The following is a 24,220-nucleotide window of genomic DNA, read 5'->3' on the forward strand; positions in this document are numbered from 1 at the left end:
CTGCGGCGCTTTTCCGCAGAAAGGAACGGTCAGAATCATGAGCAAAGGAACCATAAAAAAGGTTGCCGGCCCGCTGGTCATCGCCGAGGGGATGCGCGACGCAAATATGTTTGACGTGGTGCGCGTCAGTAGCCAACGTCTCATCGGGGAAATCATCGAGATGCACGGCGACCAGGCTTCTGTCCAGGTCTACGAGGAGACCTCCGGGCTTGGCCCGGGCGAACCGGTGGAATCCACTGGGGCGCCGCTCTCCGTGGAGTTGGGCCCCGGCCTGATCGGGAGCATCTTCGACGGGATTCAGCGTCCGCTGGAGGAGATCATGAAGGTGTCCGGCAACAACCTTCAACGCGGCGTGGAGATTCCCGCGCTGGATCACAAAAAGAAATGGCATTTTACGCCGCTCAAAAAGGCGGGGGATTCCGTCACAGGCGGCGACATCATCGGCACGGTGCAGGAGACGCCGATTGTCGTCCATAAGATTTTGGTGCCGCATGGATTGATGGGCACCATTCGCTCGATCAAAGAGGGCGATTACAACATTGACGAAACCGTTGCAGTGGTGGATACGCCGAACGGGTCCAGCCAGGACCTGACCCTGCTGCAAAGATGGCCGGTGCGCGTCGGAAGGCCATATAAACAGAAATTGTCCCCGGATATGCCGCTTGTCACGGGCCAGCGCGTCATCGATACGCTGTTCCCGATTGCAAAGGGCGGCGTGGCGGCGGTTCCCGGCCCGTTCGGCAGCGGCAAGACCGTCGTGCAGCATCAGCTGGCGAAGTGGGCGGAGGCGGACATCGTGGTCTATATCGGCTGCGGCGAACGCGGCAACGAGATGACGGATGTTTTGAACGAGTTCCCGGAGTTGAAGGACCCGAAGACAGGGTTCTCCCTGATGGAACGCACCGTCCTGATCGCCAACACCTCTGATATGCCGGTTGCGGCGCGTGAAGCGTCCATCTACACCGGCATTACGATCGCAGAGTATTTCCGCGATATGGGCTATTCCGTCGCGCTGATGGCGGATTCCACCTCACGTTGGGCGGAGGCATTGCGTGAGATGTCCGGCCGCCTCGAGGAGATGCCCGGCGAAGAGGGTTACCCGGCTTATTTGGGCAGCCGCTTGGCGCAGTTTTATGAGCGCGCGGGCCGCGTGGTGACCATCGGCAGCGAGGGGCGCGAGGGCGCGCTCTCCGTTATCGGGGCGGTTTCCCCACCGGGCGGCGATATTTCCGAGCCGGTTTCCCAGGCGACGCTGCGCATTGTCAAGGTGTTCTGGAGCCTGGACTCCGACCTCGCCTATAAGCGCCATTTCCCGGCGGTCAACTGGCTGACCAGTTATTCGCTCTATGTGGATACGATGGAGAAATGGTTTAACGAGCATGTGGACGCCCATTGGATGGACCTGCGCGCGCGGTTGATGCGCCTTCTGCAGGAGGAAGCCGAGTTGAACGAGATCGTCCAGCTGGTCGGCATGGACGCCCTGTCCGCGCCGGACCGCCTGAAGCTGGAGGCTTCCCGCTCCATCCGTGAGGACTTCCTGCATCAGGACGCCTTCCACGAGGTGGACACGTACACGCCGCTGCAAAAGCAGTTTACCATGATGCAGTTGGTGTTGGACTATTATGACAAAGCGGTGGAGGCCCTGGATCAGGGCGCGTCCATCGAGGATTTGGTAAAGCTGCCTGTGCGCGAGCAGATCGGCCGCTTCAAGTATGTGCAGGAGAAGAATATACAGGCCGAATATGAGGCCGTTTTGAAAGCGCTCTCCAAACAGATCGACGAGCTTTTGCAAAAGGAGGACTTCTAAATGCCAAAGGAATACCGGACCATACAGGAAGTTGCGGGTCCTCTGATGCTGGTGCGCGGCGTGGAAGGCGTGACCTATAACGAGCTGGGGGAGATCGAGCTGTTCAGCGGGGAAAAGCGCCGCTGCAAAGTGCTGGAGATCGACGGGGGAAACGCGCTGGTTCAGCTGTTTGAGAGCTCCACCGGCATCAACCTGAGCAACAGCAAGGTGCGCTTTTTGGGGCGCAGCATGGAACTGGGCGTCTCCGAGGACATGCTCAGCCGTGTCTTTGACGGCCTGGGCCGCCCGATCGACGGAGGGCCGGAGATCCTTCCGGAAAAGCGCCTGGATATCAACGGCCTGCCCATGAACCCCGCGGCGCGCAACTATCCCCAGGAGTTTATCCAGACGGGAATTTCCGCCATCGACGGTTTGAATACGCTGGTGCGCGGTCAAAAGCTCCCGATTTTTTCCGCCAGCGGCCTGCCGCACGCGAATTTGGCAGCGCAGATTGCGCGCCAGGCCAAGGTGCGCGGCACCGACGAGCCGTTTGCGGTCGTGTTTGCCGCTATGGGCATCACATTTGAGGAATCCAATTTCTTTATCCAGAGCTTCCAGGAGACCGGCGCCATCGACCGCACTGTGATGTTTGTCAACTTGGCGAACGATCCGGCAGTCGAACGCATCGCCACCCCCCGCATGGCGCTGACGGCTGCGGAGTATCTTGCGTTCGAAAAAAATATGCACGTGCTGGTCATCCTGACCGATATTACGAACTATGCCGACGCTTTGCGCGAGGTTTCCGCTGCGCGCAAAGAGGTGCCCGGCCGCCGTGGATATCCGGGCTATATGTATACGGATCTCGCGTCCCTGTACGAGCGCGCCGGACGGCAAAAGGGCAAGAGCGGCAGCATCACCATGATCCCCATTTTGACCATGCCCGAGGACGACAAAACCCACCCGATCCCCGACCTGACGGGCTATATCACAGAGGGGCAGATCATCCTGAGCCGTGAGCTGTACCGCAAGGGCGTGACGCCGCCGATCGACGTGCTGCCCTCCCTGTCCCGTCTGAAGGACAAGGGCATCGGCGAGGGCAAAACCCGCGCCGACCACGCCAACACGATGAACCAGCTCTTCGCCGCCTATGCGCGCGGCAAGGAGGCCAAGGAGCTGATGACCGTTTTGGGCGAAGCAGCCTTGACAGATATGGATAAGCTGTATGCGCAATTTGCAGAGGAATTCGAGCGGAAGTACGTCTCCCAGGGGTACAATACAAACCGCGACATTGAGGAAACCCTGGAGATCGGCTGGAAATTGCTCTCCATTTTGCCGCGCAGCGAATTGAAGCGTATCAAAGACGCCTTCCTCGATGAATATTACGACAAAGCAAAGGAGCAGCGTGAGCGGGAGGCATAATCCGCCGCGCAGCCGGACAGAAAGGGGGAGACATCTTTGGCGGCAACCCATGTAAACCCGACGCGGATGGAGCTGACGCGCCTGAAAAAGAAGCTGGTCACAGCCACGCGGGGCCACAAGCTCCTAAAGGATAAGCGCGACGAGTTGATGCGCCAGTTCCTGGATCTGGTGCGGGAGAACAAGGCCCTGCGCGAGAAGGTGGAGGCGGGCATCGCCGCCGCCAACCAGAATTTTGTGTTGGCGCGGGCGGGGATGCAGGCCCCGGTGCTCGATGTGGCGCTGATGACGCCGAAGCAGGAGGTCTTTTTGGAGTGCAATGCCCGCAATGTGATGAGCGTGGAAGTCCCGGTGTTTACCTATCAGACCCGGACTTCCGACGCAAACGACATCTATTCCTATGGCTTTGCCTTTACGTCCAGCGACTTGGATGCAGCGGTGAAGTCCTTGGCGGACATTTTGCCCGACATGCTGCGCTTGGCGGAGGTTGAGAAATCGTGCCAGTTGATGGCGGCGGAAATTGAAAAAACCCGCCGGCGTGTCAATGCGCTGGAGCATGTGATGATCCCGCAGATGCAGGCGAATATCAAGTATATCACTATGAAGCTCGATGAAAACGAGCGCAGCACACAGATTCGCCTGATGAAGGTCAAGGATATGATGTTGGAACAGGCGCATCATTACAGCGAGCATGTGCCCGAACCAGCTTGATGGAACTGCGATAATAAGGAAAAAGCGGATGCAATACGAACCCGTATTGCATCCGCTTTTGTGGAATTGACATAGGCTGGAAAAAGGGCTATAATACAAATGTAAGGTGCTACCGCAAGACGGTTGCCCCTAAGTTGGACTAAGAATTAGCCGCTAACTTTGCTAGGGTTGGGCGGCTATTTCTTTTTGCTGTGAGAAGCGACAGTCCAAACAAACGTCGCAACGCCAAGAAGCACCATACAGAACTGAAAGAGCTCTGAATATGTAATCATGGCCTCACCCCCTCGCGTTTGGAGGGGAAAAGAAACAAATTCCCCCTCCGGGAATGGAGGGGCAACCGCCCAGCGTCTTGGTAACACCTTACAAAAAGAAGAATAGCAAAATCCTTCACAAAATGCAACAAAAACCGCACCCCATTGGGGCGCGGTTTTCTCATGACCAAAAGAGGACGCCCAATGCGCAAAAGCCCGGGCGTCCTCTTTATTCACCTGTGCATGCAATCAAAGGCCCTCACAAAGAACCGCCTTATTTCTCCTTGATCTCGCCGTTCCGGTACGCTTTCAGCAGTTCGGTGAGCTCTTCGATCTGTTGGGCGACCTGCTTGCCGTTGTCCGTATCGCCAACGGTTAGGCGGCGGGGCATAATCTCCACAATCTGCATCGTGGGGGCGTTTTTGGAAAAATCCTGTTTGGCAAGCTCATACGGCTTGTGCTGCGCCAGCGCCAGATGGTGGGAATTGTAGATCAACGTATAGCCGCCTATGCCAGTCTGCTTCTGATAGGCTTTGGAAATGCCGCCGTCGATGATAAACAGCAGGCCGCCGGCTTTGATGGGGCTTTCCCCCTGCCGGATCTTCACCGGCACATGGCCGTTCACAATATGGGAATGCGCCGGGTCCAGGCCAAATTCCCGCAGGATTTTCTCGCACGTTTCGCGCTGTTCGATCAGATTGTAATAGGGGTTGCGCGCCTCGGTGTGCGTCTCCGGCTCCAAAATAAAATACCGTTCAAATGCGGCCATTTTGCTTTTGCCAAACAGCGGGGATTTGGGCCCGCACCAAAGATACCAGAGGAAGTCGCTCGCATTGCGCTGCTCTTCCGACCCGGGCGCTGCGAAATATGCGCGGCGCACCTGCGTGTCGATATAGTCCAAGTACTCCTTGCCGGAAAGGGTTTTATCCCCGATGGATACCGTATCAAATTCCCCATCTTCCGTCATCAAAATGCAGCCGTGATACAGCAGATTGGAGTTCACACATTTGTACATGCTGCCATGCGAATAGAGGAACCGGATATGCTTGCGCAATTTCTCGCTGTGTGAGAACGAGAGGGCCAGGGTGTGGATCAGTTCTTCCTCTGCGGGCGTAAGCTCTAAAGGATGCTCTGGCGAAACCGTGGGGAAGAGGCGGTCGGTCAGCGGATAGGTGGTTTCCCCAATGGTGATGGTGCCGTTCTGGAAATCAATTTTATCCAGCAAAACCCGGTCTTCCATCTGGTACTCCGGATGCCGGGCGATCAATTGTCCCTCCAGCTTGAATTGGATGATGGCAATGGCCTTGTGCATCTTTGCCGCCAGCGGGATATCCACCGGGTCGTAGGTGTTTTCGTCCAGAATGTGCGGGGTGAAGATGGTGCATGGGTCGTCCTGATAGACTTCCGCTGCAAACATGGACAGCGCGCGCAGGTTGATGCCATAGCCGTCCTCCAATAGGTCGAAATTGTTGTAGCTGATGCCGAGCCGGACCACATTCGCAACCAGCGCCAGATTGCCTGTGGCCGCGCCCATCCAGGAAACGTCGTGGTTGCCCCATTCGATGTCCACATCGTGAAAGCCCATCAGTTCGTCCATCACCAGATCGGCATGCGGTCCGCGGTCGAAGATATCGCCGATGATATGGAGCATGTCGATGCTGCATTGGCGGATCAGGCGGCTGATGGTGATGATGAATTTTTCCGCCATGCCCGTGCGGGTGATGGAATGGATGATTTCACCGTAATATTGCTCTTTGGTGTCCTCCGTGTCCGCATGGAGCAATTCGTCGATGACATAGGCGAAGGTTTCCGGCATCTTTTTGCGGACCTTGGAGCGGGTGTATTTGGAGGCAACCGTTTTGCATACCTGTACCAGGCGGTAAATGGTGATTTCACACCATTCGCAGTAGGAATCGTCCCCTGTATCCTTTTGGGAGAGCACCTGCTCCGGGGCGTATACCAGATTGGCGAGCTCTTCCCGCTCGCGCAGGCTCACCGATTTTTGGAACAGCCATTCGATTTTATCCCGGGTGATGCCGGAGGCGCTGTTTAACAGATAGCCAAACGCTTCGGATTCGCCATGCAGGTCGCTGAAAAAATACTCTGTCCCCTTGGGCAGGCAGAGGATTGCATTCAAATTGATGATTTCAGAAGCAGCAGCGTCGGCATTGGGGTATTCCCGTGCCAACAGGCGCAGATAATGCGGATCGGTCATAAACATCCACCTTTCCGGTCTTTTTTCTCATGCTACCACAGGCTGGAAGCCGGTGCAAGCCCTTTCCCGATAGATTGGGAAAAATTAACAGAGGCGCTCCCTGTTCGTGGAGGAGAAGAGGGCATCCGCCCGCGGTTTGCCGTTGGGAAGGGCGGGCTCCAGGAATTCGGTCATATTTTCCCAATAGCGTTTGGGCATATGGGTCATGCGGCATTTGGGGTTGTACCGCCCTTCAATCCCAATGGTATGGTAAAACTGTTTCCAAAGGGCGCGGAATTGCCGTTCCGTTTCATCCGGCTCTTCCAACGAAAAATGTTCCATGGGGATGATCGCATCCTGGCCCGGGCGGTGGACCAGCGCCATGTGATGGGTCTTGTCATAGATCAAGAAGGTTTCCGCGTTGAAACGGCTGCTGAAATGCTCCAGGATTAAAGGAAGCACGCGGTTTTTCGGGGTGATGATGGCGGCCAGCGTGCCGTTTTGTTCGGAAAAGCGGAGAAACCCGGTTAATAGATGGGCTTCATGGCCAGCGGAAAAGGCCGCTTTGCGCAGTGTGCTGACCGTATCGTCGGCAAGCCAGCTCGTGACCTGCGCGCCATGCCGGTACCCCATGCGGATAAAGCGGTAGAGCAGGCGTTCCCGTTCCGGAAGGCAGGTGAGGAAACCGGTTTCCACCAACTCGCGGGCTTCCGGGGAGATTTTGCGGGAGAGGGATGTGTAGACGCGCTCCGCACGGTCAGGATCGGTTCCAATCCATTTTTCCGGGTATAAGGACACCTGTGCTTCTTCCTCGGACAGAATTTGCACAGGGACCTCCCGCCGGACATAGCTTTCAAAAACACAGCAAAGAAAGCCGTCGAAGCTTCCGTCGTAGCGATAGGCAACCATGGTCAGGCCTCCTTTTGGGCAAGTTCCGGAAAGGCAACCGGCGCTTGTGGTTCTGTCGTGGGGGATGGGGTGAAAAAGGAGAGCTGTTCCGGGACATCCTGTGCCGCAAGTTTCTGTTTTTCCTCGGAGATCAGGGCGCGCAGGACGCTCTCTGGGGTAAAGCGCAATCCCTCCCGCATCTTTCCGGAACAGGTGATGAAATACTGCGCGCGCTTTAAGACCACGCCGATCTTCTTCAGGCCGTCGAAGTCGAGGGAACGGCAGCGGCGCGCTGCCCGGATACGCTGGGCGCTGCGCACGCCGATCCCTGGAACGCGCAATAGCATCTCATACGGGGCGGTATTGATTTCCACCGGGAACTGTTCCATATGGTTGACCGCCCAACCGCATTTGGGGTCCACCAGGGGGTGGAAGTTTGGATGCTGGCCGTCCAAAAGCTCGCCGGCGGTGAAACCGTAGAAGCGGAGCAGCCAATCCGCCTGGTAGAGCCGGTGTTCCCGCAGGAGCGGCGGTTTTGTCCCCTTGGGGGGCAGTAGGGCATTTTCCGAGACCGGCATATAAGCGGAGTAAAAAACACGCCGCAGGCCATACTTCCTATAAAGCCCCTCGGTCAGGCGGAGGATATTCCAGTCTGTGTCCGGGGTGGCGCCGATAATCATCTGTGTGCTCTGGCCGGCAGGGGCGAATTTCGGCGTACTGCGGTACCGTATCAAGTCGTAGCGTGTCTCCTGGATTTTGCCTGCGATCAAGCCCATCGGCTGTAAGATAGAACGCTTCGATTTGTCCGGCGCAAGCAGCTTGAGGCTTCGCTCGGAGGGCAGTTCAATGTTCACGCTCATGCGGTCCGCGAGCATTCCGAGAAGCGTCAGGAGCCGGTCGTCCGCGCCGGGGATGGCCTTGACGTGGATATACCCCCGGAACCCATATTCCTCCCGCAGAAGGCGCAGGGTTTGAATCAACAGCTCGCAGGTATAGTCGGGGTTTTTGATGACGGCAGAGCTTAAAAATAGCCCTTCAATATAATTGCGCCGGTAAAACCCAATAGTCAGGTCGGCCAGTTCGCGCGGGGTAAATGTGGCCCGCGGCGTGTCATTGGACCGGCGGTTTACACAGTATTGGCAGTCGTATATGCAGGCATTGGTCATCAGAACCTTTAATAGGGAGATACACCGTCCGTCGGATGCGAAGCTGTGGCAGATACCCATTTTCACAGCGCTGCCCAGTTTCCCGGACTTCCCGCCGCGGTCGATTCCGCTGGAGGTGCAGGCCACGTCGTATTTGGCGGCGTCGGTCAGGATGGTCAGTTTTTCAATGGTTGTCATAGAAAACCCTTCTTATAAACATATGTTCGATACAAACAGTATAAGGAACTTTTCTGCCAAAGTCAAGCGGAAATTGCAACCATTGCCGATTTGCGTTATAATTTTAGAAACAAACCGATTGGACAGGTTCTGTTTTGCAAAACTCCATGGATGGTTTTGATCGGATTCCTGTCCAAACATTCGGAAGGAGAAATCAAGATGGGCGATAAGGCAGAGAGGGCAAAGGCCCTCTTTCTGGAAGGATACAATTGCACACAGGCGGTGGTCGGCGCTTTTGCGGAAGAGATCGGCATGGATTTTGACACCGCCGTCCGCTTGGCCTCCGGCTTTGGCGGGGGTATGGGACGCTTGCGGCAGGTATGCGGCACAGTCTCGGGCATGGTGTTTGTCGCAAGTGCGAAACTTGGCTACACGGACCCAAAGGCCAAAGTGGAAAAGAAAGAGCTCTATCAGGAGATTCAACGGCTGGCGGAGTGCTTCCGCAAGGAAAACGGCTCGATTGTGTGTGCGGAATTATTGGCAGGGGTCAAGGACGCAGACAATTCCCCGGTTCCAAGCGAACGGACAGCGGAATACTATAAAAAGCGCCCATGCCCGGAGTTGGCAGCATGTGCGGCGCGGATTTTGGAGGACTGCGAATGGATACGGTGACGCTCTATCGGATCAATTGTTACCATGCCCCGCGCGAGGAGTTGATCGGAGAGAGTTTTTCTCTGGTGCCCTGGGATGAAGACGACGCCACCATGAAGGGCGAGGACGACGGGGGAAAAGATTATGAATTGCCAAAGGGCTATGAATTGAGTGCAGAGGACGGCGTGCCGGTGATCTTGAATCCGGATGGGCGGCCCTGTAGTTTGCAGGGGCATAACGGGTGCCCGCTGCTGATCGACGAGGCCAAAAAGCTTGCGATCCTGGTGGAGCGCGATAAGAAGATCCTGCGCCAGAGGGAACTTGCCCATCTGACCCGCGCACAGCTGGCGGAGCGGTTAGAGGTTTCACAAGCGTTGCTGTATCAATGGGAGCACTGTGAAGTGGAGCCGGATGTCCGCACGCTGAAGCGCATCGCGGATATTTTGCAATGCGAGATCTTGGAATTGATCTAAACCGAGGCTACGTGGAAATTCATAACGACAACGAAACATAAAAGGAAGCTGCGGAGGATGTTCCTTCGCAGCTTCCTTTTATGTTTTTTTAATAAATTCTGTATGGCAAACCGGGCAGGTAATCTGAATTTTCCCTTTTCCACGCGGAACGCGCAGTGTACTTTTGCAATTGGGGCATTTGTAATACCGATGGGTCTTGGAATCCTTGAACCGGGCCTTTTTCTTCTGAAACCAGCTTTTAATGGGATTCCAGAACGCTAAAAATTTGAGGTTTTCCTGGTAGCGTCTTGCTGTGTTGCGAGAAAGCATGCGGAATAGGCACAAAATTAAAACGGCCAGCGCAAGCAGGCGGAAAATCCATAGGCCAGTAAGAGGGGCAAAGAAAATGAGAATCAGATAAACAATCAGTAAAGCAACCCCCAACTGATCCGGGCCGTACCGCCCTATCATAAACCTTCTCAACCAATCCAAATTGTGAACCTTCTCTCTTGTGGAAATTCTGTATCCATTAGTCTAAACGTTTCACAGGGCGATTTCAATACGAATTTGTAAACAATATAATGCGATCGTAAACCTGCAGCCCATCTCCGAGAAAGATCAGCTGAGCATGGTCATCGCAGAGGCGAAGGAAGTCCTGGATAACCTGGATGAATACAGCAATGTTCAGGAAGAAAAGGACGCTTTGCAGGATGCGTATGACACAGCAGTTGCTGTTTACGAGAACGAAGAGGCAACGCAGGACGAGGTAGCAGAAGCAACGTTGAATCTGAACGCAGCTTTGGCAGTGATGCGCCGCGTACCGAGCAGAGATGCCCTGGCAGAGCTCGTGAATGAGATGAGCAACAAGGATCTGAGCAAGTATACCTCCGCTTCTGCTGCAGCGTTTAGAACCGCTTTGCAGGAAGCAAATGCGGGATTGGCAAATCCGAACCTCACGGAAGAAAAAGCAAAAGCTTTGATTGAGGGCCTTGAGACTGCGGAAGAGAACCTGAAGACCGTGTCCAAGGGCAGCGGCTCCGGTTCTTCCTCCACCTCTAATAGACGGCCTACAGCCAGCACGTCCGGAGAAGGCACAGCTGTAGCGGTGTCGAATGGGGCTTCTGCTGTTGCGAAGGCAGCATCTGTTGTTTCGGATACTACCATTAACTTCACGATGAAGAGAGGCAGCGCGTACTGCTTCAAGATGACGGTTGTCAATGGCAGCAACCTGACGCCGAGCTTTACCGTTGGCAACGGCAATGTGCTGAAAACCCAGTTCGTGGCGAAGGTTGGCAATGACTACTACTACAGAGTGTATGCCACCGGTACGCCGGGCCAGAGCACGGGCGTTTATACGACCTTGCCGGGCCAGAACGCTGTGAAGCATTGCACCGTAACGGTCGGCTAATTGCTTCCATAGGCGCGAATGACCGTTATGCGTCTGATTGACGAATCAAAAGCAGGGGAAAAGCTTCCTCCCCTGTGAATATTAAGGACCCAGCCCCAGGAACTTCCTGGGACTGGGTCCTTGTTTTTTGCCGCATATCTCCAGATAGCAGCTTTTTCTCCCTGTATGGCTTTCGCCTGTACTTGTGGGATCTCCCCCGATATAGGGAAGGCAAAGCGTATAATAAGCGGATTATGTAGCTTTTGCCATTGGCGTATGCCAGCCAGAAAGTCCCCTTTTCCTTTAGCAAAAGTTTTCAGCTTACAGTTTTTCTTGTCAAATTGTGTTGATTCGCTTAAAAAAAGTATCTATAATAAGACAAAGATAGCAAAAGGAACAAAAATCATGCCTTTGATTGAGAATCATAGAAACATTTAATTGTTAGAAATTGGAGAAAAAACATGAAATATTTTTTTGCAACTTTGAGTGCCGTCTTTGTTTTGTTGCTGGTGATGGTGGGATATACATACGTATCCGCAGCGCTTCCAGAGGAAAATGTTGCAGTTTTGGACGAACCTAAGGCACATATCCAGCTGATTACACAGAATTCCAACGAACACTTCTGGTCTACCTTCAAGCGAGGGGCCCAGGATGCCGGCGTGGAGCAGAATGTCTATGTAGAATTTGCCGATGTGTCTGCGAAAGATCCAGGATTGATTGCCGAGGCGGCAGAGCAGGCGGTTTATTCGGCGGTGGATGGCCTAGCCCTACAAGCAGCGGATGAAGAACGCACAGCGGAGGTGCTGCAACAGGCAGAACGCGCGCAAATCCCGGTTTTAACGTTTGAGAGCGACCTTTTCCCAACAACGGATATCCCGACTGTTGGGTCGAATAGCTATGATGCGGGATATTCTTTGGGCAGGATGGCCGTGCAAGCCTGCGATGGGAAGGCAACGGCGGTAATTTTGGTAGAGAGCGCTTTGGAAGATACCCCCTCTTCCTCGCGGAATTTAAAAGTGCAGGGGATTATGAATGCCCTTTCCGATACCCCGGGGATTGAGGTTGCACAAGTTTATCCTGTCAATGTTGAACATTTCGAGGTGGAAAAATCGACCAACGAAATTTTGGACGAACGCCCCGATGTGGACCTGATCTTGTGTACTGGTGAAACCAGTACGCCAGGGGTGGCCCAGGTGCTTGTAGATGCGAACCGGGTAGGGGATATCTGTGTAATTGGATATGGGGCTATGCCGCAAACACTCGATTATATTGAACGCGGGGTTATTTACGGCTCTGTGTGCCCGGATGCCTATCAGATTGGCTATCAATCAGTCAAACAGCTCTGCCGGATGCTGGATGGGGAAACTGTGAGCAACTCGCTGAACACGAGCATGTACACGGTTACGGCAGATAATTTGGAAGAATTTCGGGAACAGACGGCACAACAAAATGTGGATTGAAGGAGGTGCATACCGATGAGGCTGCCCAGCAGTATTCGTTATCAAACAAAGCTGGTCGCATTTCTGCTGCTATCCATTGGCATCACGATGCTGGCAGGTTTATATTCCTACCTGTCGATTCAAAATTTAATGGATGATAGTGTCGAAACATTTCAAAAGAATTATCAGCTAGCAAATGCGTATCGGGAAGTTGAGTTGATGCAAAAGGAATTCGAGACATATTTTTCTACCAGCAGTTCTGATAGCCTAGTCGCCTTTTATAACCACTCCGCCGCAGTGGGAAGCAACATTGAAGAGCTGCGCAAGACGGTCACTTACACAGAACGCGGCATCCATGTCAAAAACATCTCCAATATGATGGATCACTATCTCCAGTGCGCGGACGACGCTGTTCGCGCAAAGCGCGGCCGTATGGTGGATAACTATACGCAAGGGTATGCCGACACCGTAAAGGAAAACCGGTATATCACACGATATATGGAAAAAATGATGAGTACCGACTTGATTGGAAGCGCAGAACGCTATGCGGAAATCAGCCGTAATGTCGGACAAATTACGATGTTTAACAATTTGCTAATCGCTGCCGTCGCCATATTTATGACCGTTGCGATTGGTTTCTTCAGTGCAGAGATGACCAGGCCCCTTTCCCAGCTTGCCTCTTACGCGCAGGAAATTTCTGGGGGGAATTTTGACGTCCAGATCCCAGAAAACCATACCAGCCGGGAAGTAAGCGTTTTGTACCGCACCTTTCGTTTGATGGCAGCCAACATCAAGGAACATGTGGAAGAGCTCCGGCAAAAGCAGCGGATAGAAAGTGCCTTGAGCGAGCAGAAAGTCAATAACTTAAAAATGAAGACAGCCCTACGGGAATCCGAACTGCTGGCCCTTCAGTCCCAGGTTAATCCGCATTTTATTTTTAATACGATTAATATCGGCGCGCAATTGGCAATGTTACATGGGGATGATATCACCTGTACCTATTTTCAGAATGCAGCGGACATCTTTCGCTATAATCTGCGGGGCCTGGATACCAACGCAACCCTGCGCCAAGAGCTTGAAAATATCAATGCCTATATGAACCTGCTGCAAACCCGTTTTGGGGATACCGTGCAGTTTAGGCAACAAATTGAGGAAAAAACGGATCTGTTGGACTTTGTCTTACCACGCATGACCCTACAACCGCTGGTAGAAAATGCCTATATCCACGGGATCAGCGAGCGGGAGGACGGCGGTGTTATACGCTTGGCAGCCTGGGAGGAGGGCGATGAAATACGCGTAGCGGTGTGCGATAATGGAAAGGGCATGACGCCGGAGAAAATAGAGGAGTTGCTGCATGTGGACCCTGAAGAACAGGAACAAGCTTTGCGTATTCGAAAGAGCCATGTATCTGGGATCGGCGTGGACAATGTGTTGCATCGGTTGCGCCTTTTCTATGGAAGGACGGATGTCATGGAGATTACCTGTGAAGAGGGGGAAACCTGTTTCCTGCTAAAGCTTCCAAAACAAGTGATGCCCTAGGACCGTTCCGAAGAACGGTTTTTATAGTATAAATCCCAAGCGAAAGTAGGAAGGGATTAAGAAAGCGATAGGTGGGGAAATAGAATGATGAAGGGATGTGGCGACTATGTATCGGGTATTGTTGGTAGATGATGAACCGATCGCACTCGATTCATTGGAATACATGCTTCGGAAAAACCGAAAAGACATAGAAGTAGTGGGAAAGGCGCGCTCCGGGCGGGACGCTGTAGAAAAAGCGTATAATGCACGCCCTGATATTGTTCTGATGGACATCAATATGCCAGGGATTAATGGCTTGGAGGCAATCCGGCGGATTAAGGAGACAAATTCTTCCGCGCAGTTCATTATTACGACTGCTTTTGATTATTTTGATTACGCAGTGGAAGCTATGGAGTTGCAAGCGACAGAATACCTTTTAAAACCGATCCGGGAAGCCAAGTTGTTAGAGGTGATGGAAAAAGTTACCGCCCGGGTAGACGCCCGGCGGGAGCAATTGCGTAAAGAGTTGGAGATCAAAGAGAAATTTGAAATAATTGTCCCCATGATGGAAACCGGTTTTATCAACGCGCTATGTATGTTTGAAGATAGCGAAGAGGAACTACAGCGTTACCATTACCTTCTCGGCATCACAGGCAAGGGCGGCTATGTGATGATCATTGCTTTTGAAGATAAGGATAGCGGAGGCGGCAATAACCGCGTAGGGGCAGGCGTGCGGGGGCAAGCGCTCTATAGCCGCTATCGAGAGGTCCTGAAGGCGACGTGTTCCTGCATTGTTGGCCCGATTATGCTCAACCGGGTGGTAGTCTATATCTGTGAGGATGAACCCACAGATGCGCCGTTTGAACAGAAGGTTGCCGCCATAAAACTCGCAAACATGCTTTATCAACGGGTTGGGAACCTATATCCAGAGATATCCATTGGGATCGGCCGGTTCTATAGCCGCGTGGAAGAGGCGAAAAAGAGTTACCGGGAAGCTCTGCAGGCCCTTGAACTCGCCAGCGGCCATTCCAAAGAGATGAGCATTTTGCATATTGACGACGCGGTGCGCGACATGGAAGACCTCCCAGCGGATGAGGACGAGCGGTTGGAGCGCAGTGTCCTCCAAAAGACCTCGGATGGGGATTCGGCCGGGGCAGTCCTTGCATTCGAGCATCTCTATGCACATTTATGCAAAAGTTTAATGCCTGATTTTGATCGTGTAAAAAATCGCGCCATCGCCTTGGTGGTGGATTTTGGGAAACGTTGGGGAAATGTCATTGGGAACTCTTGCCCGGTATTATCCCAACTTTTAGATGCAAAAGATGCCGATACGCTCTATGATATTGAATGCCGGTTTATCCGGGATACAGCTGTCCGTATTGATTCAGGCAAACAGAAAAAAATCGGCACCATTATTGACCGGGCAAACCAATATATTCAAGAGCATTTCCATGAGGAGATCGCGTTGGAGGATGTGGCGCGCGCCGTCAATTTGAGCCCCTACTATTTTAGCCGTTTTTACAAAGAGGAAACGGGGGTTAATTTTATTGATCGCTTGACTGCGGTGCGCGTAGAGAAGGCAAAGGAGTATTTGACGCGAACAGAATATACGGTGAAAGATGTGGCGCGTGCAGTTGGATATGCTGATCCTAACTACTTTTCAAAGTTATTCAAAAAGGTCACAAATATGACTGCGACCGAATATAAAGAATCGCGCGGAAGGAGGAACCAGTGATGCGTATAGGGAAATTTTTGCAAAGGGCTGCCGTGTTGGCATTGGCCACATCGTTGCTGTTGGCCGGATGCCAAAACGAGGCGCCTGTTCCTGCATCGAGTGAAGAAGAGGGGCTGCTCGTGGGTTTTTCTATGGCAACCCTCAAAGAGGACCGTTGGTTGCGGGACCGCGATATTTTCTCTGCTAAGGCAAAACAGGAGGGGATCAATGTGTTGATCTCCAATGCCAATAACGACGCGGAGCGGCAGTATGAGCAGGTGGTGGACATGGTGGAGCAGGGGGTAGACGTCCTGGTGATTGCGCCACATGACTGCGATAATTCTGCCCGGTGTGTGACATTGGCGAAGCGCGCGGGAATCCCGGTGATTTCCTATGACCGTTTGGTCAAAAATGCGAATGTGGATGTCTATATCTCCTTTGACAATTATAAAGTGGGGGAATTGCAGGGAAAAGCGATTTTGGAAGCAGTCCCAGAAGGTGGATATATCTTACTGAACGGTTCGGAGGACGACAGCAACAGCCAGATGTACTATCAGGGGTGCATGGATCAGCTCCAGCCTGCCATTGATGCTGGGAAAATCCAGGTTGAAGCCGAAACGTGGGTGCAGGATTGGCGGCGGGAAACCGCTTTTTCGTTTACCTCGGACGTACTTCGGGAAAAAGGGGACAAGATCGATGCAGTGGTCGCTGCAAACGATTCACTCGCTTGGGCGGCAATCGATGCACTTTCCGAAGCGCGGCTGATGGACCAGGTGAAAGTAGTTGGGCATGATGCGGACCTTGCCGCTTGCCAGCGGATCGTCAGCGGGACACAGTTGATGACGGTTTATAAGCCGATCCCGGATCTGGTGGATAAAACCATCGAAGCATGCAAAATTCTTGCACAGGGGAACAAGATCGAAAGTGAAAAGACGATTGACGACGGAACCTATCAGGTCCCCTACTGGATGATTGATGTCATTGCCGTAACCAAAGAGAACATGGACGATACAGTGATTAAAGATGGGTTCCATTTGAAAGAGGATGTTTACCGGCAAGAAACGTAAGAAATGAGAGAGACAGGCGCGGGTTTTTGTACCCAGCGTCTGTCTTTTTTTGTTGCAATAAATTACAGAAGGGATATAAAATAGAATATTCACATAAAAGAGAATAAAAATAGCAAGATTTTTTATTGATTTTTTGGGGATAAGAGGTTATGATTAAGACATAGAAGCTGTGAGAAGATGTACCCAATCTTTTCACAATCTAAGTAGGCCGAAAAATCGGAGATGAAGAGAAAGGAGCATGTATGAGAAAGAAGAAAGTGCTTAGCCTGTTTTGGCGATTGTCATGGTTTTCTCCGTGATGATCGTCCCAGGGACTTCTGCCCTTGGAGCGCAGCAGGCGACGACAACAGACATCGGTGACGTAACCGATCAGACGGAAGACGGAAACATTCTGATCTTCCAGGTTGGCGGGCAGGAAGTTCGCGTAGAACTCTGCACGCCGCGCACGGTCCGTGTACAGCTCTCTCTGGATGGACCGGACGGTTATCGGCCGGAGGACCCGCAGTACTATATGGTACAGAAAAATGAGTGGGACCCGGTGGAAAAAACTGTGACCGAAGAGGATGGTGTGGTAAAGATCCGCACATCCGAAATGGAAATCCGCGTACAGAAGAGCCCGCTTCGTATCGGTATGTATGACTTGGAGGGCAATTTGCTCAGCAAGGATGCAGACGATCAGGGCCTCTATTGGAGCGACGACGGAACCCGCGGCGTCAAGAAAGTGGAAGGAACCCAGAATGCCGGCGGTATCTTCGGCTTCGGTTCCGGCGATCATGGACGCAGGAGCAACCTCAACCGCTATGACCAAGACTTCACGGAGTTCTCCATGAGTCACGGACGTGTCATCGCGCCGTTCTTTATGAGTACGGTGGGATATGGTATCTTCCTCAATACCATTGAGAAAGACACCACGTTCTTTAAGCAGGGCGGCGGTTTTGAAACACAGGGCTATCTGGATTATTACTTTATGTATGGCCCGGACTTCAAAACCATCCTGAATGAGTATGCCGAGATCACCGGCCGTATGGAGCTCTATGGCAAGTGGGCGTATGGCTTCATGCTCTCCAAATACGGCAATGACAACGCGACGCAGGCAGAATTCCTGGAGTGGATCCACCGTCTGCGCGACGATGGATATCCGGCAGACTGCTATGTGTTCGACTACGGCTGGCGCGGCGATGTAGCAGACAATAACATCCCGCAGCACGGCGCCGGCCAAAAATGGGGCAAGCAGATGTGGAGCAACGACACGACGAAGTTCCCGGACATTGCCGCTATGTTCGAAGAGGCGGACGAGCTGGGCTTCCATGTCGGCCTGCACAACAACGCTGGCACGCCGGAGGCTTCCGGTGGCAAAGAGCTCTATAAGCCGGAGTACGAAGAGAAGTGGGTCAAGTCCTATATGGACAGCGTGATCACAACCGGCTATGGCGACTGGTTCTGGCCGGATGAGTTCGACGTATTGGGTTCCAACACCGCCCCGACCTTCTCCTCGAAGGGCGCATATGAGGCTTGGCAGGAATACACGGTCGAGTCCCGCCCGATGTTTATCACCCGTGGCAGCTATGCGGGCCAGCATTATGCAACCGCATGGTCGGGCGACATCAACAACACCAGCGCAGAGCTTGAAAACCAGATCGGATTCAGCATTGATGCCGGGTTGATCGGCTATTGGGCGTCTTCTCATGACCTGGGTGGCTTTATGAGCCGGCCGAGCGATGAGCTGTATACCCGTTGGGTTTCTGAATTTGGCGCTTGGAATGGTATCATGCGTACGCATGGACACGATGGCCGTGAGCCTTGGACCTATGACGAGACGGCCCAGGAAACATTGAAACAAAATTTGAAGATCCGTTATGCTCTGTATCCTTATGTCTATTCTCTGGCATGGCAGGGCTACAGCCAGGGCGTGCCGATCATGCGCGCAATGCTCCTGGAGGACGGCAGCCAATACAACCCGGACGCATGGGATCTCAACAAGCAGTATTACTACGGCGATTGGTTCCTCGTAGCGCCGGCATCCGCAACGACGGATACGGTTGTGAGCGTATGGCTCCCGCCGGAGACCACCTGGTACAACTACTACACCGGCGAGCGCTATGAGGGCGGCGAAATCGGCAAGACCATCCATGTAGCAGCAGCTCTGGATGAAATCCCGGTATTTGTCAAGGCTGGCGCAATCGTCCCGATGGGCCCGGATGTGAACTATGCGGATGAGAAACCGCTCGATCCGTTGACTTTGGACATCTATCCGAAGGGGACGACGACCTTTACTCTGTATGAAGACGACGGCGAGAGCCGCAGATACATCACAGAGGATGCTTACAGCACAACTACCTTTGAAAGCGTACAGGATGGCAAGGACATCTCCTTCAAGATCCATGCGCGTGAGGATCACAACCCCGACGTTTATACGCCGGACGAGCGTTCCTACAATTTGAAGTTCAACCATATCGCGGAGATCAACGGCGTGACCATCAACGGCACCTCGATTGAAGCAGCTGAATCCCTGGAAGCTTACAATGCAGCGGAGCAGGCCTATTGGTTGGATGCAGAAAACAATATCGTCTATGTGCGCACGCCGGATACGGGCGAAGAGATCAACGTAGTCCTCGATTCCAACGGCATCGTAGAGCCGGAGCTGGGCGATGAAGACGAAGGCCTCCCGCCGCCGAGCGTCAGCGACGGCGATGTCTATGAGCTGGAAGAGGCTGAGATGCTGCCCACCGCAACGGGCGAAGTGAAGCCGGACAACGAGTGGAAGGGCTACACTGGCAGCGGCTTTGCAAAGGGCTTCAAGGCAGAGGGCGACGCCATTGAGTTTAAAGTGGACGTGGAGACGGCTGGTACATACGACCTAGTGCTCCGTGTCAACAATGGCAAGAAGAATGACCCGCAGTATGACAGTTCGCCGCGAACCGGCGGCCTGTATATCCAAGGAGATAAGGCAGCGGATCTCAGCTTTGAGATCACAGATGTCTGGGGCAATACGATTGACGGCGTCAAGCAGGGCGTCTGGGTGGATTATACGTATCGCGTCGAATTAACGGCGGGCGAGAACACCATCCGGATTGTCTCGGAAGGCAGCAACCCGGGTAACTATAACCTGGATTCCATCACCTTCAACTATGTGGACACCTCTGTAAACGCCTTTAGCCAGATCGAGGCCGAAAGCGCTTCTTATCTGGAAGGTGACATCGTTGTAGCGGAAGACAGCAGCGCTTCGGATGGAACCATCCTGTCGGCGACGGGCAACGGCGCTTGGGCGCAGTTTGACGAAGTGCGCGGTTCCGGAAGGGACGGCATCTCGATCCGTGTGAAGAGCACAACCGGCGGCAGCATTGTTGTCTATGAGAACGGCGTGGGCGACAAGATCCTCGCGACGATTACACTTCCGTCCGATGGCGAATGGCACACGATCGATATTGAATCCAGAGACACAGACGCTGTGACGAGCAATATTTTCCTTTCCTTTGTCGGTGAGGAGGATATGAACTGTGATGTAGACTGGTTCAAGTTTACCACAACGCGTGAGACAATCTATGCTTACGATCAGATCGAGGCAGAGACGGCAACCGAGCGCCATAACATTGATACGTCGAGCAAGACGGTCAATGGCGAAAAGATCAATTTCTTGAATCACATTGAAAACGGCGACTGGGTGAAATTTACAGATATGAACTTTGGCAACGGCGGCGTTACTGGGTTTGAGACCCGCGTGGCGGCCGGACTGCAGGGCGGTACTGTAGAGGTACGTCTCGACTCTGAGAATGGTGCCAGAGTAGCCAAAGTAGAAATTGAAAGTACGGGCGATTGGAATACCTTGAAAGTGTTCTCCGCAGACTGCAAGGACATTAAGGGTATCCACGACGTCTATCTCAAGTTTGTCAACACAACCACAACGAATTCGATCTGCGATATGGACTGGTTCCACTTTATCCGCGACGTAGCGACGGTGAGTGCGCAGGTGGAAGGCGGTTCCGCAACAGCGACCGTGGATGCTCCCGATCCGGTAGAAGAGGGCGACCTTGTAACCGTGAATATCTCGGGCATCGAAGTCGGTAAGGAATTTGCTTCAATTTCCGCAACTACGGCGGAGGGCGATCCTGTCGAGCTGACAGAGGTAGAAGCTGGAAAAGTTTATACCTTTACGATGCCCGCCAGCAAGCATGTGGAAGTCGTTGTAACGCTCCAGGACGGCGAGAACAATGTGGAATCCGGCAGCGTGTTTGAGCTTGAAAACGCACGCGGCGATACCAGCAGTTCCAACGGCGACGGAAGCGGAAGCGTGCGTGTGGATACCGAATGGGCTGGCTATACCGGTACCGGTTATACGGCAGGCTGGAAAGCAGTTGGGCATTATGTCGAATTCGATGTAAACGTACAGGAGTCGGGCATTTACGACCTGGTACTCCACGCAGGAAATGGTAAAAAGAATGGGGCCCAATATGACAATTCGCCGAGAACAGGCGCATTGTATGTGGATGATGTAAAAGTAGCAGACTTCGCACTGGAAGTACACGACAGTTGGGGCGATTGGTTTGAGTATGCGATCGAAGATGTGGAATTGACAGAAGGCGCTCATACCATTAAGATTCGTTCCGAAGGTTCGGATAACTCCGGTAACTTCAATTTGGACTCCATGCGGTTTGATCGTGTAGGCGACCTGGAAGAAGAGCCGTCTGAGCACATGCTGACGGTCACCTTCCCGAACACCGTTGAACTGAGCATCGATGGCGAGAGCCAGACGATTGCTAACCTGATCGGCGCATATAAAGACGTCGTGATGGCGGATACCGAGCTCAATCTGACCTTCACGCCGAGAGTGGACGGCAGAGAAATTGCAGGCGTCACCGTGAACGACGAAGCCATTGCGGAAGACAGCTTTGACGCTGCCGAGTATGTGTACAGCGCGGCCATGCCGAACGCGGACACCACGATCGAGCTTGGCTTCACGCTTGTTGACAAACAGAACCTGCGCGCTGCCATTGAGATTGCAGAAGGCCGGGCGGGCGAGGCCGATGCGGCTGTTCCGTCCGTGAAAGAGAAGTACGAAGCGGCCTTGCAGGCGGCGAAGGACGTCGAAGCAAAGAAGACCGCAACGCAGGACGAGATCGACACCGCGTGGAGCGACTTGATCGACGCACTGCACTACCTGAGCTTTGTCGCAGGCGACAAGAGCCAGCTGGACATCCCGATGGAGATCGCAGATTCCATCAACCGCGACCTGTTTACGCCGGACAGCCTGGATGCGCTGGACGAAGCGTATGCAGCAGCGGAAGACCTGCTGGACGATGAAGAAGTCCTGGAAGCGGACATCACCGCAGCCGTCGATGCGCTGTATGACGCCATCTATGGCTTGGTCTACCGCGCAGACGTCACCGAGCTGGAAGCGCTGGTCACCAAGGGCGACGGCATTGTTGCAAATGCAGATCAGTACATCCAGAACGACGCATGGACGAGCTTTGAGACCTCTCTGGAAGAGGCAAAAACCGTCCTGGCAAATGAAAACGCAACGCAGGATGCGGTGGATACCGCAGCAGAAGATTTGGCAGCGGCGATCTCCGCCCTGCGCATGATCCCGGATAAGGATGCTCTGGAAGCATTGATCGGGGAAGCCGAAGCGATCAACACCAATAAGTACACGGCGAAGAGCGTGGCAACGATGAAGGCCGCCCTGAGCACCGCGAAGGCAGTCCTGAACGACGCAGAAGCGACCGAGGAAGAGGTTGCAGACGCAGTCGAGACGCTGGAGAACAGCATCAACGGTCTGGTCGAGAAGAGCACCTCCACGGGCTCGAAGAACAGCGGCAGCACGTCTGCGAATGTCGGCAACGCATACGGCACAGCGGGCGTTGTATCTGCAAGCCAGAGCGTGGCAGCGAACGCCTATGTGGTTTCCGACACGACGGTCAACTTCACGCTGAAGCATGGCCAGGCATACTGCTTCAAGATGACCGTGGTCAACGGCAACGCCATGACGCCGGGCTTTACCGCCGGCAACGGCGAAGTGCTCAAGACGCAGTTCGTGGCGAAGATTGGCAACGACTACTACTACAGAGTCTATGCCACCGGCACGCCGGGCCAGAGCACGGGCGTTTACACCACCCTGCCGGGCCAGAACGCTACAAAGCACTGCACGGTAACTATTGGCTAATCTAAAAATAAAAGGGAAGGCGTCTTCCCTATAAGCAACGAGGGCCCAGCCCGGGAGTTTTCCCGAGGCTGGGCCCTTTTCTATATTCCGTGCTTTTCTTTTTCAGATCGGATGCAGAATGAAGGCCTCCTGTTAGGAAGTTTTTCCCTTGCCTCCGTAGGGAACGCCGTAGGCGCGAAAGGCACTGTGTGCCCGCCATAGGCGCGTCCTGACCGGAGGTCCGCGAAAGGCACTGTGCGCCCGATTGGCTATCAAAGATAAAAGGGAGAAATTCTTCCATCTAAACAGCAAGCCCCCAGCCCTCTGAATTCCCGAGAAGGGTTGCTTTCAAAACGCCAGATAATAAAGCATAGGGAAGCATCTGTTCTGGTATCCACTGGAATGGGTGCTCTTTGTTCGTTTCAAAATGGCAGGGATTTGCAGTTTCCCAAACGCATCTGTGTATGGATGGATTTTGTAAAAAAGAGAATACTTTTTGTGATTCTTTTTCGTATAATCATAACATGCAAAGGGCTTAAATTTACCATAAATTACCAAAAACGAATGCGGGAATAATGCGGGAGAATCATTGAAATCTAGATATGGATATACTATAATAAGTCAATAGTATTTGCAGAGTCAATGAAAAATCCGCTGTGAATAGCACGGGGATTTTTCGGAAGGATGGGAAACAATATGGAAGTTGGAAAACGTATAAGGGCCTTGCGTACAGCCAGAGGCCTAACACAGGAAGAACTTGGGAAACTTTTGGGCGTGAAAAAGGCTGCCGTTCAGAAATATGAAAATGGTAGTGTTGAAAACTTAAAACGCGCGACAGTTCTCAAATTGTCAGAAATTTTTGACGTATCTCCTTCTTATTTAATGGGCTTTGATGAGATCGATACGGCAAAAGCGGAAAAAATTGACGGCGTCTATTTAAATTTGGCACGGACGGCCCAGAACCTGGACTTAGACCCGGAAGACTTAGAGCTGATTATGCAGACTGTGGTGCAATTAAAACGGCGCAATGAGCAAAAGTAACCTTTAGTTTTGAAAATTTTTTAAGCGGCCACCCAATGGATGTAGATTAATTGGGTGGCCGCTTTTGCATATATTTTTCAATAAATCGATATAATTCTTGTTAAATATATATGGATGTGTGTATAATACTTTTTCTTTTAGAATTAAAAAATGAAAATATTGGTATATAATACTCAAAAAGCGGCGGAATTCAGGAGAATTATAGTGACGCTTTTTGAAAGAGGCCGCTTTGTTTTAGGAATGCGAT

At 52.9% G+C, this 24,220-nt stretch carries 16 protein-coding genes; 12 read left to right on the plus strand and 4 right to left on the minus strand.

What is annotated here, in order from left to right; translation table 11 throughout:
• Positions 1-37 precede the first annotated feature (37 nt).
• The 3 genes from B5F54_RS03530 to B5F54_RS03540 are packed head-to-tail and all read left to right on the plus strand — an operon-like array spanning position 38 to position 3,913.
• Positions 38-1,807, plus strand: a complete 1,770-nt coding sequence (locus B5F54_RS03530; RefSeq protein ID WP_087230592.1) for a V-type ATP synthase subunit A — start codon at positions 38-40, stop codon at positions 1,805-1,807.
• Positions 1,808-3,205: a V-type ATP synthase subunit B gene (locus B5F54_RS03535; RefSeq protein WP_087230596.1), complete on the plus strand. Its 1,398-nt coding sequence runs from the start codon at positions 1,808-1,810 to the stop codon at positions 3,203-3,205.
• Between the two features lie 36 nt (positions 3,206-3,241).
• A complete protein-coding gene (locus B5F54_RS03540; RefSeq protein ID WP_087230598.1) occupies positions 3,242-3,913 on the plus strand; it encodes a V-type ATP synthase subunit D in 672 nt (223 codons plus the stop codon).
• Positions 3,914-4,438: 525 nt separating this feature from the next.
• On the opposite strand, the gene B5F54_RS03545 is transcribed toward B5F54_RS03540, so the two are convergent.
• The 3 genes from B5F54_RS03545 to B5F54_RS03555 all read right to left on the minus strand — a co-directional run bounded on the left by B5F54_RS03545 (position 4,439) and on the right by B5F54_RS03555 (position 8,589).
• On the minus strand, positions 4,439-6,379 hold the full coding sequence (locus B5F54_RS03545; protein WP_087230601.1) for a fructose-1,6-bisphosphatase: 1,941 nt from the start codon (positions 6,377-6,379) through the stop codon (positions 4,439-4,441).
• Positions 6,380-6,463: 84 nt separating this feature from the next.
• A complete protein-coding gene (locus B5F54_RS03550) occupies positions 6,464-7,267 on the minus strand; it encodes a TIGR03915 family putative DNA repair protein (protein WP_087230602.1) in 804 nt (267 codons plus the stop codon).
• 2 nt (positions 7,268-7,269) lie between these two features.
• Positions 7,270-8,589: a putative DNA modification/repair radical SAM protein gene (locus B5F54_RS03555; RefSeq protein WP_087230605.1), complete on the minus strand. Its 1,320-nt coding sequence runs from the start codon at positions 8,587-8,589 to the stop codon at positions 7,270-7,272.
• Between the two features lie 198 nt (positions 8,590-8,787).
• Here B5F54_RS03555 and B5F54_RS03560 point away from each other — a divergent pair, with 198 nt between their 5' ends.
• Together B5F54_RS03560 and B5F54_RS03565 are read left to right on the plus strand one after the other, a co-directional pair.
• Positions 8,788-9,240, plus strand: a complete 453-nt coding sequence (locus B5F54_RS03560; protein ID WP_087230608.1) for a C-GCAxxG-C-C family protein — start codon at positions 8,788-8,790, stop codon at positions 9,238-9,240.
• Complete coding sequence (locus tag B5F54_RS03565) at positions 9,228-9,692, plus strand: helix-turn-helix domain-containing protein (protein WP_172749535.1); 465 nt, start codon at positions 9,228-9,230, stop codon at positions 9,690-9,692. Before B5F54_RS03560 ends, B5F54_RS03565 begins: the two co-directional genes overlap by 13 nt.
• A gap of 78 nt (positions 9,693-9,770) precedes the next feature.
• Here the strand turns inward: B5F54_RS03565 and B5F54_RS03570 are convergent, their stop codons facing one another.
• Positions 9,771-10,163 (minus strand): hypothetical protein, encoded by a 393-nt coding sequence (locus B5F54_RS03570; RefSeq protein ID WP_087230614.1) that lies wholly within the window; start codon positions 10,161-10,163, stop codon positions 9,771-9,773.
• Positions 10,164-10,293: 130 nt separating this feature from the next.
• Between B5F54_RS03570 and B5F54_RS03575 the strand changes: the two genes are divergently transcribed.
• The 7 genes from B5F54_RS03575 (at position 10,294) to B5F54_RS03605 (ending at position 23,973) form a co-directional block, all read left to right on the plus strand.
• A complete protein-coding gene (locus B5F54_RS03575) occupies positions 10,294-11,079 on the plus strand; it encodes a hypothetical protein (RefSeq protein WP_275532222.1) in 786 nt (261 codons plus the stop codon).
• Positions 11,080-11,519: 440 nt separating this feature from the next.
• The gene (locus tag B5F54_RS03580; RefSeq protein WP_087230618.1) at positions 11,520-12,518 is read left to right on the plus strand and encodes a sugar ABC transporter substrate-binding protein; all 999 of its coding nucleotides are present in this window, start codon (positions 11,520-11,522) and stop codon (positions 12,516-12,518) included.
• A 15-nt stretch (positions 12,519-12,533) separates the two neighbouring features.
• Complete coding sequence (locus B5F54_RS03585; RefSeq protein WP_087230621.1) at positions 12,534-14,036, plus strand: sensor histidine kinase; 1,503 nt, start codon at positions 12,534-12,536, stop codon at positions 14,034-14,036.
• A 106-nt stretch (positions 14,037-14,142) separates the two neighbouring features.
• Positions 14,143-15,750, plus strand: coding sequence for a response regulator (locus tag B5F54_RS03590; RefSeq protein WP_087230623.1), 1,608 nt, complete (start codon positions 14,143-14,145; stop codon positions 15,748-15,750).
• The gene (locus B5F54_RS03595; protein ID WP_087230626.1) at positions 15,750-16,796 is read left to right on the plus strand and encodes a sugar ABC transporter substrate-binding protein; all 1,047 of its coding nucleotides are present in this window, start codon (positions 15,750-15,752) and stop codon (positions 16,794-16,796) included. Before B5F54_RS03590 ends, B5F54_RS03595 begins: the two co-directional genes overlap by 1 nt.
• A 271-nt stretch (positions 16,797-17,067) precedes the next feature.
• Positions 17,068-22,953, plus strand: a complete 5,886-nt coding sequence (locus B5F54_RS03600; RefSeq protein WP_087230628.1) for a carbohydrate-binding protein — start codon at positions 17,068-17,070, stop codon at positions 22,951-22,953.
• Between the two features lie 675 nt (positions 22,954-23,628).
• The gene (locus B5F54_RS03605) at positions 23,629-23,973 is read left to right on the plus strand and encodes a helix-turn-helix domain-containing protein (RefSeq protein WP_087230631.1); all 345 of its coding nucleotides are present in this window, start codon (positions 23,629-23,631) and stop codon (positions 23,971-23,973) included.
• Positions 23,974-24,220: the final 247 nt, after the last annotated feature.

Source organism: Anaeromassilibacillus sp. An250, from assembly GCF_002159845.1.
In the GTDB taxonomy this organism is placed as follows: domain Bacteria; phylum Bacillota; class Clostridia; order Oscillospirales; family Acutalibacteraceae; genus Anaeromassilibacillus; species Anaeromassilibacillus stercoravium.

What these genes read in the sequence shown, in the direction of transcription:
- B5F54_RS03555 (WP_087230605.1), bottom strand. Translation starts at nt 8,589, where the DNA reads ATGACAACCATTGAAAAACTGACCATCCTGACCGACGCCGCCAAATAC.
- B5F54_RS03595 (WP_087230626.1), top strand. Translation starts at nt 15,750, where the DNA reads ATGCGTATAGGGAAATTTTTGCAAAGGGCTGCCGTGTTGGCATTGGCC.
- B5F54_RS03565 (WP_172749535.1), top strand. Translation starts at nt 9,228, where the DNA reads ATGGATACGGTGACGCTCTATCGGATCAATTGTTACCATGCCCCGCGC.
- B5F54_RS03605 (WP_087230631.1), top strand. Translation starts at nt 23,629, where the DNA reads ATGGAAGTTGGAAAACGTATAAGGGCCTTGCGTACAGCCAGAGGCCTA.
- B5F54_RS03545 (WP_087230601.1), bottom strand. Translation starts at nt 6,379, where the DNA reads ATGACCGATCCGCATTATCTGCGCCTGTTGGCACGGGAATACCCCAAT.
- B5F54_RS03530 (WP_087230592.1), top strand. Translation starts at nt 38, where the DNA reads ATGAGCAAAGGAACCATAAAAAAGGTTGCCGGCCCGCTGGTCATCGCC.
- B5F54_RS03590 (WP_087230623.1), top strand. Translation starts at nt 14,143, where the DNA reads ATGTATCGGGTATTGTTGGTAGATGATGAACCGATCGCACTCGATTCA.
- B5F54_RS03585 (WP_087230621.1), top strand. Translation starts at nt 12,534, where the DNA reads ATGAGGCTGCCCAGCAGTATTCGTTATCAAACAAAGCTGGTCGCATTT.
- B5F54_RS03535 (WP_087230596.1), top strand. Translation starts at nt 1,808, where the DNA reads ATGCCAAAGGAATACCGGACCATACAGGAAGTTGCGGGTCCTCTGATG.
- B5F54_RS03580 (WP_087230618.1), top strand. Translation starts at nt 11,520, where the DNA reads ATGAAATATTTTTTTGCAACTTTGAGTGCCGTCTTTGTTTTGTTGCTG.
- B5F54_RS03550 (WP_087230602.1), bottom strand. Translation starts at nt 7,267, where the DNA reads ATGGTTGCCTATCGCTACGACGGAAGCTTCGACGGCTTTCTTTGCTGT.
- B5F54_RS03560 (WP_087230608.1), top strand. Translation starts at nt 8,788, where the DNA reads ATGGGCGATAAGGCAGAGAGGGCAAAGGCCCTCTTTCTGGAAGGATAC.